General features: G+C 66.8%; 10 protein-coding genes. 9 read left to right on the top strand and 1 reads right to left on the bottom strand.

The genetic code is table 11. The features are described 5' to 3' along the window. Window positions 1-8 precede the first annotated feature (8 nt). Together V5G24_RS08785 and glnT are read left to right on the top strand one after the other, a co-directional pair. Window positions 9-1,346 (top strand): FMN-binding glutamate synthase family protein, encoded by a 1,338-nt coding sequence (locus tag V5G24_RS08785; protein ID WP_394085575.1) that lies wholly within the window; start codon window positions 9-11, stop codon window positions 1,344-1,346. 96 nt (window positions 1,347-1,442) lie between these two features. Continuing rightward, window positions 1,443-2,792 carry a type III glutamate--ammonia ligase gene (gene glnT / locus V5G24_RS08780; protein ID WP_394085605.1) on the top strand — a complete coding sequence of 450 codons (1,350 nt, stop codon included), beginning with the start codon at window positions 1,443-1,445 and terminating at the stop codon, window positions 2,790-2,792. Window positions 2,793-2,925: 133 nt separating this feature from the next. Here glnT and V5G24_RS08775 read toward each other — a convergent pair whose 3' ends face one another. Further along, a complete protein-coding gene (locus tag V5G24_RS08775) occupies window positions 2,926-3,915 on the bottom strand; it encodes a LysR family transcriptional regulator (RefSeq protein ID WP_394085577.1) in 990 nt (329 codons plus the stop codon). A gap of 105 nt (window positions 3,916-4,020) precedes the next feature. On the opposite strand from V5G24_RS08775, the gene V5G24_RS08770 reads away from it, so the two are divergent. From V5G24_RS08770 to atzF, 7 genes are all read left to right on the top strand, one after another. Then, a complete protein-coding gene (locus V5G24_RS08770; protein ID WP_394085578.1) occupies window positions 4,021-5,274 on the top strand; it encodes a sarcosine oxidase subunit beta family protein in 1,254 nt (417 codons plus the stop codon). A gap of 1 nt (window position 5,275) precedes the next feature. Beyond that, a complete protein-coding gene (locus tag V5G24_RS08765; RefSeq protein ID WP_394085579.1) occupies window positions 5,276-5,584 on the top strand; it encodes a sarcosine oxidase subunit delta in 309 nt (102 codons plus the stop codon). After that, a complete protein-coding gene (locus V5G24_RS08760) occupies window positions 5,581-8,544 on the top strand; it encodes a sarcosine oxidase subunit alpha family protein (RefSeq protein WP_394085580.1) in 2,964 nt (987 codons plus the stop codon). Before V5G24_RS08765 ends, V5G24_RS08760 begins: the two co-directional genes overlap by 4 nt. Next, window positions 8,537-9,151, top strand: a complete 615-nt coding sequence (locus V5G24_RS08755) for a sarcosine oxidase subunit gamma (RefSeq protein ID WP_394085581.1) — start codon at window positions 8,537-8,539, stop codon at window positions 9,149-9,151. Before V5G24_RS08760 ends, V5G24_RS08755 begins: the two co-directional genes overlap by 8 nt. 65 nt (window positions 9,152-9,216) lie before the next feature. Next, window positions 9,217-10,086 carry a formyltetrahydrofolate deformylase gene (purU, locus tag V5G24_RS08750; RefSeq protein ID WP_394085582.1) on the top strand — a complete coding sequence of 290 codons (870 nt, stop codon included), beginning with the start codon at window positions 9,217-9,219 and terminating at the stop codon, window positions 10,084-10,086. Between the two features lie 103 nt (window positions 10,087-10,189). Beyond that, window positions 10,190-10,393 (top strand): hypothetical protein, encoded by a 204-nt coding sequence (locus tag V5G24_RS08745; RefSeq protein ID WP_394085583.1) that lies wholly within the window; start codon window positions 10,190-10,192, stop codon window positions 10,391-10,393. Between the two features lie 236 nt (window positions 10,394-10,629). Beyond that, window positions 10,630-12,423, top strand: coding sequence for an allophanate hydrolase (gene atzF / locus V5G24_RS08740; RefSeq protein WP_394085584.1), 1,794 nt, complete (start codon window positions 10,630-10,632; stop codon window positions 12,421-12,423). The last annotated feature ends 23 nt before the right edge of the window (window positions 12,424-12,446 follow it).

Raw genomic sequence — 12,446 nt, 5'->3', positions numbered from 1 at the left:
ATCCCATCATGAGCGCCCACTCCAACGTCCCCCGCACCCTGCCCCGCTTTTCCGCGACCTTCGATCCGCACACCTTGTCGGAGATCCGGCGCGCGGCGGCCACCGGCATCTATGATATCCGCGGCGCCGGCACCAAGCGCAAGCTGCCCCATTTCGACGACCTGCTGTTCCTCGGCGCCTCGGTCTCGCGCTATCCGCTGGAAGGCTATCGCGAAAAGTGCGGCACCGACGTGGTGCTCGGCACCCGCTTCGCCAAGAAGCCGATCACGCTGAAGACCCCCGTCACCATCGCCGGCATGAGCTTCGGCGCCCTCTCCGCCCAAGCGAAGGAAGCCCTCGGGCGCGGCGCCTCGGCGGTCGGCACCTCCACCACCACCGGCGACGGCGGCATGACGAGCGAAGAACGGGGTCATTCCCAGACCCTGGTCTACCAATATCTGCCCTCCCGCTATGGCATGAACCCCAACGACCTGCGCAAGGCGGACGCGATCGAGATCGTGATCGGCCAGGGCGCAAAACCCGGCGGCGGCGGCATGCTGCTGGGACAGAAGATTTCCGATCGCGTGGCCGGCATGCGCAACCTGCCGCAAGGCATCGACCAGCGCTCGGCCTGCCGCCATCCCGACTGGACCGGGCCGGACGATCTGGAGATCAAGATCAGCGAATTGCGCGAGATCACCGATTGGGAAAAGCCGATCTATGTGAAGGTCGGCGCCTCGCGCCCCTATTATGACATCTCGCTGGCAGTGAAGTCGGGCGCTGACGTGGTGGTGCTGGACGGCATGCAGGGCGGCACGGCGGCGACGCAGGACGTGTTCATCGAGCATGTCGGCCTGCCGATCCTCTCGGCCATCGGCCCGGCGGTTCAGGCGCTGCGCGATCTCGGCCTGCACCGCAAGGTGCAGCTCATCGTCTCCGGCGGCATCCGCAACGGGGCGGACGTGGCGAAGGCGCTCGCGCTGGGGGCGGATGCGGTCGCCATCGGTACCGCGGCCCTGGTGGCGCTGGGCGACAACGACCCACAATATGAAGCCGAATATCAGGCCCTCGGCAGCACCGCCGGCGCCTATGACGACTGGCACGAGGGCCTGGACCCGGCGGGCATCACCACCCAGGATCCCGTGCTCTCGGCGCGGCTCGATCCCGTCAAGGCGGGACGCCGGCTCGCCAATTATCTTAGCGTCATGACGCTGGAGGCGCAGACCATCGCGCGTGCCTGCGGCAAGAGCCATCTGCACAATCTGGAGCCGGAGGACCTCGTCGCCCTCACGGTGGAATCGGCCGCCATGGCTGGCGTGCCGCTTGCAGGCACCAACTGGATTCCCGGCAAGGGCGGCGCCTACTGATCGCCCGGCCGGACCGGTGCGCCCTCGCAGGGCGCACCGGCGATAACGACAAGACAAGACCTTCCCAGAGGATTTGACATGATCCGCTTGCCCGAAATGACGCGCGAAGCCGATGGCCGCGCCGCAGTCGCCGCCCTCGCCCCCGATGCCGATCTGGAACAGGTCGCAAAGGAACGGGGCATCAAATATTTCCTGATCTCCTACGTGGATCTGTTCGGCGGGCTGCGGGCGAAGCTCGTGCCCACCGCCGGCATCGCCGACATGCAGAAGAACGGCGCCGGCTTCGCCGGCTTCGCCACCTGGCTGGACATGACCCCGGCTGATCCGGATCTGTTCGCCGTGCCGGACCCCACCTCGCTGATACAGCTGCCGTGGAACCCGGAAATCGGCTGGCTCGCCTCCGACCTCTACATGGAAGGCAAGCTGGTCGAGCAGGCGCCGCGCACGGTGCTGAAAAAGCAGCTCGCCGCCGCAGCTGCGCTCGGCTTCGAGATGAAGAGCGGGGTCGAGTGCGAATATTTCCTCACCAATGCCGACGGCACGGGCATCCATGATGTCGCCGACACGGCGGTGAAGCCCTGTTATGACCAGTCCGCCTTGATGCGCCAATATCCGGTCATCAAGGAAATCTGCGATGCCATGCTGTCGCTCGGCTGGGGCGCCTATCAGAACGACCATGAGGACGCCAACGGCCAGTTCGAGATGAACTGGAATTACGACAACGCCCTCGTCACCGCCGATCGGCACGTGTTCTTCAAATTCATGGTCAAGAGCATCGCCGAGAAACACGGCCTGCGCGCGACCTTCATGCCGAAGCCGTTCATCAATCTCACCGGCTCCGGCTGCCATGTCCATGTCTCGCTGTGGGATAAGAACGGCAAGAACGCCTTCGCCGACAAGGCGGGCAAGCTCGGCGTGTCGGACCTTGGTTACAGCTTCATCGGCGGGCTGATCCACAATGCCGACGCGCTCTGCGCGCTCACCAATCCGACGGTGAATTCCTACAAGCGCATCAATGCGCCGCGCACCATTTCCGGCGCCACCTGGGCACCGAACACGGTGACCTATACCGGCAACAACCGCACCCACATGATCCGCATTCCGGATGCGGGCCGGTTCGAGTTCCGTCTGGCGGACGGCGCTGCCAACCCCTATTTGCTCCAGGCCGGCGTACTCGCGGCAGGGCTCGACGGCATCACCAATGCGCGCGATCCTGGCGAGCGGCTCGACATCAATATGTATACCGACGGCCACAAGGTGGAGGGCGCGAAAAAGCTGCCGCTTAACCTCCTGGACGCGCTGCGGGCGCTGGAAACCTCGTCTGTTCTCGCCGAGAGCATGGGGCCGAGCTTCGTCACCGGCTTCGTGAAGCTGAAGATGGAGGAATGGAACGCCTATTCCCGCCATCTCACCCAATGGGAACGCGAGACGACGCTGGATATCTGAGACGCGGCGGATTTGCTGAAATCATATCGCAAGGCCCGGCGCCATCACGCCGGGCCTTATGCTTTGCGCGAGGGCGGACCACCGCGCCAGCTCCAATCCCCCAACCGACGCCGATGTTTTTGCGCGGCGCACCTTATCTCGGCATCAGCGGTGTCTCTGCCAGCCACGGCATCGCCGCACGCAGCTGCGGCCAGCACCTCTCCTCCAGATGCGCCCGGCAGAAGGCGGCCACATCGCGCGGCAGGCGGCCGAGTTCCTGGCGGCGGGCGATCAGAGTGAGGCTGCGCTGGAACGCCGGGCCGGGCAGCGGCCAGCAGGCGAGCTGTGCCATGGGCACCACCGCTTCCAGCAGGCACAAGGGCGTGGTCACCGCAAAGCCCGCCCCCTGCCCCACCATGGCGGTCACGCATTGGGGCGTGTCGAATTCCAGCCGGCGCGGCAAATCCAGCTTCAGCCGGCGCAGATGGCGTTCCACCTCGATGCCGGTCTTGGAGCGGGCGGAAAAGCGCACCAGGGGCAGGCGTGCCGCCAAATCCGCAAGATCGTCCACGCGTGCCGGCTTTGGCGTGACGGCGGGCGCGATCAGGATATAGGGCTCCATCAGCAGAGCGAACCGCTCCAGCCCCTCGATCTCCTCCAGTTCGTCCGGCGCCAGCAGCAGGTCCAGCTGCCGGGTGAGCAAGGCCGAGGCGTGGGAGGCCGTAAGGCCGGAGAGGATCGACACCTGGTCCGCCAGCGCCATCAGATGGGCGCCGAGGGGCGCCGCCAGGGCACGCGAGAGGGAATCCACCAGCCCCACCCGAAGCAGCGGCAGGCGGCTATGCGTGGTTTCGTGCAACATGGGGGCGATCTGCCGCGCCTCGGACAGCAGCGCGCTCGCCCGCTGGCGTAGCACGCCGCCGGCCGGGGTGAGGCCCAGCGGCCGCACCGAACGGTCGAACAGGATCGCGCCGGTGCGCGTTTCAAGGTCCGCCACCGCCTGCGACACCGCCGGCTGGGTGAGGCCGAGCTGGCGCGCCGCCCCCGCCATCGCGCCCTGCTCGCACACCGCCAGGAAGACCTCCAGCGTGCGCAGATCGAACGGCAGGGACTCCGCCCGCTGGGGCGTGCTCCGCAAGGCCATGGCTTCGGCTCCGACAGTATAAGTAATAATTATATCATACCTGATTTTAAGGTGCGGTATGGATTCTCAGAAGGGCGATCCGCCCGCGTGAGTGAGCCGCACGGCATGTCGCATTATTCCGTCCTCTCCATCCTCGCCAATGCCTTCAACGGCCAGAAAGGCTGGACCCCGGCCTGGCGCGACGCGGCCCCTAAGCCGACTTATGACGTGATCGTGGTGGGCGGCGGCGGCCATGGGCTCGCGACCGCTTATTATCTCGCTAAGGAGCATGGCATCCGCAACGTGGCGGTGCTGGAGAAGGGCCATGTCGGCTCCGGCAATGCCGGGCGCAACACCACCATCATCCGGTCCAATTACCTGCTGCCGGGCAATGAACCGTTCTACGAATGGTCCATGAAGCTGTGGGAGGGCCTGGAGCAGGACCTCAATTACAATGCCATGGTCTCCCAGCGCGGCGTGCTGAATCTCTATCATTCCGACGCCCAGCGCGACGCCTATGCGCGGCGCGGCAATGCCATGCGGCTGAACGGGGCGGATAGCGAATTGCTGGATCGCGAGCAGGTGCGCGAGATGGCGCCATTCCTGAATTTCGACCAGTCGCGCTTTCCCATTCAAGGCGGCCTGCTGCAAAAGCGCGGCGGCACGGCGCGGCATGACGCGGTCGTGTGGGGCTATGCGCGCGCCGCTGACAGGCTCGGCGTCGATATCATTCAGAATTGCGAAGTCACCGGCTTCATCCGCGCGGGCGATGCGGTGGTCGGCGTCGAGACGACGCGCGGGCCGATCCGCGCCGGCAAGGTGGGCCTCGCGGTGGCCGGCTCAACCTCGCGGCTCACCCGGCTGCTGGACATGCGCCTGCCCATCGAGAGCCACGCATTGCAGGCGTTCGTATCGGAAGGGCTGAAGCCGCTGGTGCCGGGGGTGATCACCTTCGGCGCGGGGCATTTCTACATCAGCCAGTCGGACAAGGGCGGCCTGGTCTTCGGCGGCGACATCGACGGCTATAATTCCTATGCCCAGCGCGGCAACCTTCCGGTCATTGAGGATGTGTGCGAAGCCGGCATGGCGCTGTTTCCGCGCATCGGCCGGTTGCGCATCCTGCGCCATTGGGGCGGCATCATGGACATGTCCATGGATGGCTCCCCGATCATCGACAAGACCCATCTGCCGGGCCTCTATCTCAATGCCGGCTGGTGCTATGGCGGGTTCAAGGCGACGCCTGCCTCGGGCTGGTGCTTCGCACACACGCTGGCCAAGGACGCGCCCCACGCGTTCAACGCCGCCTTCCGCCTGGACCGTTTCCGCACTGGCCATCTGATCGACGAGAAGGGGGTCGGCGCGCAGCCGAACCTGCACTGACATGCGTATTCCCTGCCCCTATTGCGGCCTGCGCGATGCGCACGAATTCTCCTATCTCGGTGATGCGACCGTCTCGCGCCCGGCTCCTGATATGCCGGACGCGGAAGAGACGTTCTTCAACTACGTCTATCTGCGCGACAATCCGGCCGGGGCCCATGAGGAGCTGTGGTATCACGCCGCCGGCTGCCGCCAGTGGCTAGTGGTGAGCCGCGACACCCGCACCCACGCGATTTCCGGCGCCCGCTTCGCCCGCACGGCCAAGCCCGATGCCCCCGAGCCGGGCGCGCTAAAATCCGAGGTGACGCCGTGAGCCGCCTGTCCTCCGGCGGCCTGATCGACCGCTCGACGCCACTCGCCTTCACCTTCGACGGCAGGTCCTACACGGGCTTCGCGGGCGATACGCTCGCCTCCGCCCTGCTCGCCAATGACGTGCGGCTGGTGGGCCGCTCGTTCAAATACCACCGCCCGCGCGGCATCTTCTCCGCCGGCTCGGAGGAGCCGAACGCGCTGGTGGAATTGCGCTCCGGCGCCCGCCGCGAGCCCAATACCCGCGCCACCATGGCGGAGCTGTACGAGGGGCTGGAGGCCACCAGCCAGAACCGCTGGCCTTCGCTCGCCTTCGATCTGCTAAGCGCGAACCAATGGTTCTCCGCCTTCCTCGGCGCGGGCTTCTACTACAAGACTTTCATGTGGCCGGCCGCGCTGTGGGAAAAGCTCTACGAACCCGCCATCCGCCGTGCCGCTGGGCTTGGGCGGGCGGCGGAAGAGGCGGACCCGGACAGTTATGAGAAGGCGTTCGCCTTCTGTGATGTGCTGGTGATCGGCGGCGGCCCGTCCGGTCTTCTGGCCGCGCTGACGGCGGGGCGTGCCGGAGCGCGGGTGATCCTGGCGGACGAGGATACGATCCTCGGCGGCCGGCTGAACAGCGAGCGCACCGCCATCGACGATGCCGCGCCCGATACATTCCTCGCCAAGGCGCGGGCGGAACTGGCTTCGCTCCCCAAGGTCCGCGTGATGCCACGCACCACCGTGTTCGGTGTCTATGACGGCGGCACCTATGGCGCGCTGGAACGGGTGAGCGACCATCTGCCGGTGCCGGCGCCATTCCAGCCGCGCCAGCGCTATTGGAAGATCATCGCGCAGCGCGCCGTGCTGTGTGCCGGCGCCTTCGATCGGCCGATCGTGTTCGGCGGCAACGACCGGCCAGGCGTCATGTCGGCCCAGGCGCTGCGCAGCTATGCGGTGCGTTATGCGGTGGCGCCCGGCAGCAATGCCGTGGTGTTCGCCAATAATGACAATGCCTGGAGCGCCGCCTTCGACACGGCCGATGCCGGGGTGAAGGTCTCGGCCATCGTGGATGTGCGCGAGACCGTGCCGGCCGCGCTGGCGGAAGGCGCCAAGGCCCGCACTATCCGCGTCATCACCGGCGGCGAAGTGATCGCCACCTCGGGCAAGTGCCTCTCGGCCATCACGGTTCGCACCAGGGGCGGGACCGAGACCCTTCAAGCCCAGGTGCTGGGCATCTCGGGCGGGACGACGCCAAATCTCGCGCTGACAAGCTATTTCGGCGGAAGGCCGAAATATTATTCAGCGCTCGCCGCCTTCGTGCCCGACACGACCCCGCCGGGGCTCAGCGTGGCCGGAGCGGCGGCGGGACAATTTTCGCTCGCCCAATGCTTTGCCACCGGCACCGCGCAAGGCGCTGCGGCGGCACGCGATGCGGGCTTCGCGGCCACTCCGGCGCCGCTGCCCGAGACCGGCGAGACGCCGACCGCCCTGTCCGCCTTCTGGCATGTGCAGGGCTCGAAGGGCCTCGCGTTCGTGGATTTCCAGAACGACGTCTCGGCCAAGGATATCGCCATCGCCCATAAGGAAGGCTTCCGGGCGGTGGAATTGCTGAAGCGCTACACCACGCTCGGCATGGCCACCGACCAGGGCAAGTCCTCCAACATGGCGGGGCTCGCCATCATGGCCGAATTGACCGGCCAGGGCATCGGCGAGACCGGCACCACCTTATTCCGCCCGCCCTTCACACCGGTGGCCTTGGGTGCGCTGGCCGGCCACCATCGCGAGAAGGATTTCCGCCCCACGCGGCCCACCCCCACCCACGACTGGGCGCGCAAGCAGGGTGCCGTGTTCGTGGAAACCGGCCTCTGGCTGCGCGCGCAATATTTCCCCAAACCCGGCGAAACGGATTGGCTGGAAACCGTCACCCGCGAGGTGAAGGCGGTGCGCTCGTCCGTCGGCCTGATCGATGTTTCCACCTTCGGCAAGATCGATCTCCAGGGGAGCGATGTCGGCGCCTTTCTCGACCGGGTCTATATCAACACCTTCTCCACCCTCGCCGTGGGCAAGGCGCGTTATGGCGTGATGCTGCGCGAGGACGGCCTGGTGATGGACGATGGCACCACCGCGCGGCTCGCCGACGACCATTATGTGATGACCACCACCACGGCCAATGCCGCGAAAGTCTATCAGCACCTGGAATTCTGCCTCCAGGTGCTGTGGCCGGATCTGGACGTCCAGCTCGCCTCCATCTCCGAGCAATGGGCGCAGATCGCCATCGCCGGGCCGAAATCCCGCGCAGTGCTGGCCAAGGTGGTGGATGCGCCGCTCGACGTTTCCACCACCGGCCTGCCCTTCATGGGCGCGGTGGAAGGCCGGGTGATGGGCGGTGTGAAGGCCCGTATCTTCCGCCTCTCCTTCTCCGGCGAACTGGGGTACGAAATCGCCGTCCCCGCTCGGCACGGCGCGGCGCTGACGCGGGCGCTGATGGCGGCCGGCGCGCCGTTCGGCATCACGCCCTATGGCATCGAGGCACTCGGCGTGATGCGCATCGAGAAGGGCCATGTCTCAGGCAACGAACTGACCGGGCAGACCTGCGCGCGCGATCTCGGCCTCGGCAAGATGGCGTCGACGAAGAAGGATTATATCGGCCGCGTCATGGCGAGGCGGCCCGCCTTCGCCGATCCCGATCGCGCGACCTTCATCGGCTTCAAGCCGGTGGATCGCACCCAGCGGCTGCGGGCCGGCGCCCATTTCCTGCCCCTTAGCGCCGCGCCGGCAATGGAGAACGACGAGGGCTATATGAGTTCGGTTGCCTATTCGCCCACCCTCGGCCATTGGATCGGCCTCGGCTTCCTCAAGGGGGGACGGGGGCGGATCGGCGAGAAGGTGCGCGCCTATGACCCTGTCCGCGGCGGCGACATCATGGTGGAAGTGTGCGATCCGGGCTTCGTCGATCCGGAAGGGGAGCGGCTGCGTGTCTGAGCTTCTTGCAGAAATTCCCGCAAGCGCCTTGGTGCCCGAAGGGCATTACGGCGCGCGCACGCCCGTGCCCGGCGTCGTGGCCGCGCTGGTCGGCACGCTCGCGCTTGCCACCATGGTGGCGCGCCGGGATGCGCTCGACTCTGTGGCCGAACTTGCGCTGGAAAAACTTGGCCTGACGCTGCCGCGCGGACCGGACACCGCGTCCGCTGGCGATCTGACGCTGGTGGGCACCGGGCCGGGGCGCTTCCTGGTGGTCGGCGAGGGCATCACCGGCGCTCCGCTGCTGGAGCGTCTCGGGCATGCCTTCGGCAAAACCGCGGCGCTGACGGACCAGAGCGACGGTCAAGTGGTGATCCAGCTTTCCGGCCCGCGCACGCGCGACACGCTGGCCAAGCTGGTGCCGGTCGACCTCGACCCCAGCGTCTTTAAAGCCGGCGATGCGGCGGCGACGCTGGTGGCGCTGATCCCCGTGCTGATCTGGCAAGCGGACGCTGCCCCTATCTATCGCTTCGCGGTGCCGCGCTCCTTCGCTCCGGCATTCCTGCGGGCGCTGGTTGGAGCCGGTGCGGAATTCGGCCTCCAGCTCACGGGCACGGGGCGAGGTTGAAGGCGGCGCGCCGCGCGCTTTCCGCTCCTCCGCCCGCAATCCCCCTTCGACGTGATGGATATTCCATGACCACGCCTTCCGACCAATTCGTCCTCGCCTTTTCCTGTCCCAACCGCCCCGGCATCGTGGCGGGCGTCTCGACCTTCCTGTTCCAGCACGGCTGCAACATCCTGGAGGCCCAGCAATTCGACGACACGGAGAGCGGCCGCTTCTTCATGCGCGTCGTGTTCAACGTGGTGGAGGGTGATGCGACCCTGGCCACCATCCGCGCCCAGTTCGAGGAGGTGGCGCAGCCGCTGAACCTGCAATGGACGCTGCGCGCGCCGAACGAGAAGCGACGCGTTCTCCTGCTCGCCTCCAAGTTCGACCATTGCCTCGCGGACCTGCTCTATCGCTGGCGCATCGGCGAAATTCCCATGGAGGTGACGGGGATCATCTCCAACCATCCGCGCGAGACCTATGCGCATCTCGATTTCGACGGCATCCCGTTCCACCATCTGCCGGTGACCAAGGCGACCAAGCTGGAGCAGGAAACCGAGATCTGGAGCCTGTTCCAGTCCACCCGATCGGATCTGGCCGTGCTCGCGCGCTACATGCAGGTACTCTCCGACGGGCTTTCGGCCAAATTGTCGGGCAAGTGCATCAACATCCACCATTCCTTCCTGCCGGGTTTCAAGGGCGCCAAGCCCTATCACCAGGCCCATTCGCGCGGCGTGAAGCTGATAGGCGCCACCGCCCATTACGTAACGTCGGATCTCGACGAAGGCCCGATCATCGAGCAGGACGTGGAACGCATCAGCCACCAGGACAGCCCGGACGACCTGGTGCGCAAGGGCCGCGACATCGAGCGCCGGGTGCTGGCGCGCGCGCTCTCCTGGCACGTGCAGGACCGCGTGATTCCCAACGGACACAAGACCGTGGTCTTCCGCGACTAAGCCTGCACGCGGCGCCCGGCCACCGCCCTGCCTGCCGACGCAATGAACCAGACCGCTCCTCCAGCGTTTATGACCTTAGGTCAAACAGCTCTGGAGGAGCTTCATGTCTCGCGGCACAACCCTCACCCTGGGCGCCGTCGTGCTGGTCGCGGCCCTGACGGCGGCGGTCCTGTTTTCCGGACGCGGCACGCCCGACCCGACCGAAACCGCACCGGGCAACGTGCCTGCGGTCACCGATCCCGCGCCCCCAACCACCTCGCCCGCCACGCCGCCGGGGGTCACGCCGTCCAGTCCTGTCCGGCCGTGATATGCATGCAATGGCGATTTATTAGATTAATTATTAGGCAATAGTCTAATTATTAGACATAAAACGAAGGCATCTAATGTGCCACTCCGCCGCTCGGCACGGCGTGCGGCACTTGCGAGCGGTTCGCTCTTCCTGTTGCCATGCGCCTTTGCGGGGGTGCGCGGCAACAGGTTGCTCGGCGCCCGGTCTGGCCCGGTTCCTGCTTATCCCGTGGCGAATGCGCTTCGGAGTTCGGCATGCAAACGGTCGCCAGTCTTCTCGCCGCCCACCGCCAAGGATTGCGCTCGCCGAGCGACACCGTGCGCAGAACCTATGCGCGCATCGCCGCCCATGACGACCCGGCGATGTTCATCACCCTGCGCCCGCAGATGGATGTGCTTGCGGACGCCGCCGCGCTGGAGCGCGCCGGGGATACCAGCCTGCCGCTCTACGGCATTCCCGTCGCGGTGAAGGACAATATCGACGTCGCCGGCCTGCCCACCACCGCCGCCTGCCCGGCCTTCGCCTATCAGCCGGCGGCCGATGCCACCGTGATCGCCCGGCTGAAGGCGGCCGGCGCGCTGATCATCGGCAAGACCAATCTTGACCAGTTCGCCACCGGCCTCGTGGGCACGCGCTCGCCCTATGGCATACCGCGCAATGCCTTCAAGGCCGATCTTGTGCCGGGTGGCTCCTCTTCTGGCTCGGCCTCGGCGGTCTCCGCCGGCATCGTGCCGCTGGCGCTGGGCACGGACACCGCCGGCTCGGGCCGGGTTCCGGCCATGCTTCAGAACATCGTCGGCGTGAAGCCGAGCCTCGGCCTCGTGCCCAATACCGGCCTCGTACCCGCCTGCCGCACGCTGGATGCCATCTCGATCTTCGCCCTTACCGTCGATGATGCCATGGCGGCACTTGAGGTGATGGCCGGCTTCGATCCTGCGGACGCTTTCTCCCGCGCCCTGCCCCTCGGGCCGATGGCCGCGCCGGCGGCTCCGCTGCTCGGCATCCTGCCAAAGGCGCAGCGCGAATTCTTCGGGGATGAAGACGCCGCCAAAGCTTACGAAGACGCGCTCGACCAGATCAAGGCCCTCGGCGCCAAGCTGGTGGAGTTCGACTATGCGCCGTTCGCCGAGACCGCGCGGCTGCTCTATGAAGGTCCCTGGGTGACCGAGCGCTGGATCGTCGCCGAAAAGCTGCTTACCACCAATCCCGAGGCGGTGCATCCGGTGACGCGCACCATCACGGAAGCAGGCGCCAAGCCGAGCGCCGCCGATCTGTTCCGCGCCCTGTATCGGCTTCAGGAATTAAAGGCCAAGGTGAAGCCCGTGCTCGCATCGCTCGATGCCATCGTGCTGCCCACCGCGCCCACCGCCTATACGCTGGAAGCCGTGCTGGCGGACAATATCCGCCTCAATTCGCACAACGGCACTTATACCAATTTCGTCAATCTGCTGGACATGTGCGGCACCGCCGTGCCGGCCGCCATCGCCGGAACCGGCGTGCCCTATGGCATCACGCTTCTCGCCCCCGCCGGGAACGATGCCAAGCTCGCCGCCATCGCCCGCGCCTTCGCCGCCGCCACTGCCCTGCCGCTGGGCGCGACCGGCGAAACCGCCCCGCCGCTCGCGCCGGCGCCCCCTGCGGTTGAATCGGACAGGCTCGATATCTGCGTGTTCGGCGCCCACCTTTCCGGCATGGGACTGAACGGGGAGTTGCTCGCCCTCGGCGGGCGGCTGGTGAGCGCGGTGAATACCGCCCCGCTCTATCGCATGTCGCTGCTGTCCGGCGGCGTGCCCCGGCCGGGCGTCACCCGCGTCGGCGAAGGGGGCGCATCGCTTGCGGGCGAAGTGTGGTCCCTGCCGTTCGAGGGCGTCGGCCGCCTGCTGGCACAGATCCCCGCGCCGCTTGGCCTGGGCAGCGTCATCCTGACAGACGGCACGACCGTCGCCGGCTTCCTGGCCGAGGCGGCGGGTGTTGAGGGCTGCACCGATATCACCGCCTTCGGCGGCTTCCGCGCCTATGTGGAGAGCTTGGTCGCAAAGTCCGCCTGATCCCGCGATGTGAGGGCGCCCGG

The organism is Roseixanthobacter finlandensis (assembly GCF_043195105.2).
Taxonomy (GTDB): Bacteria; Pseudomonadota; Alphaproteobacteria; order Rhizobiales; family Xanthobacteraceae; genus NCEH01.
Note: the sequence above shows the minus strand (reverse complement) of the source record. Positions and strands in the feature narration are given on the sequence as shown.

Excerpts from the sequence above, each read along its gene's own strand:
- V5G24_RS08785 (WP_394085575.1), top strand. The coding sequence starts at position 9 with ATGAGCGCCCACTCCAACGTCCCCCGCACCCTGCCCCGCTTTTCCGCG.
- glnT (WP_394085605.1), top strand. The coding sequence starts at position 1,443 with ATGACGCGCGAAGCCGATGGCCGCGCCGCAGTCGCCGCCCTCGCCCCC.
- V5G24_RS08775 (WP_394085577.1), bottom strand. The coding sequence starts at position 3,915 with ATGGCCTTGCGGAGCACGCCCCAGCGGGCGGAGTCCCTGCCGTTCGAT.
- V5G24_RS08770 (WP_394085578.1), top strand. The coding sequence starts at position 4,021 with ATGTCGCATTATTCCGTCCTCTCCATCCTCGCCAATGCCTTCAACGGC.
- V5G24_RS08765 (WP_394085579.1), top strand. The coding sequence starts at position 5,276 with ATGCGTATTCCCTGCCCCTATTGCGGCCTGCGCGATGCGCACGAATTC.
- purU (WP_394085582.1), top strand. The coding sequence starts at position 9,217 with ATGACCACGCCTTCCGACCAATTCGTCCTCGCCTTTTCCTGTCCCAAC.
- V5G24_RS08745 (WP_394085583.1), top strand. The coding sequence starts at position 10,190 with ATGTCTCGCGGCACAACCCTCACCCTGGGCGCCGTCGTGCTGGTCGCG.
- atzF (WP_394085584.1), top strand. The coding sequence starts at position 10,630 with ATGCAAACGGTCGCCAGTCTTCTCGCCGCCCACCGCCAAGGATTGCGC.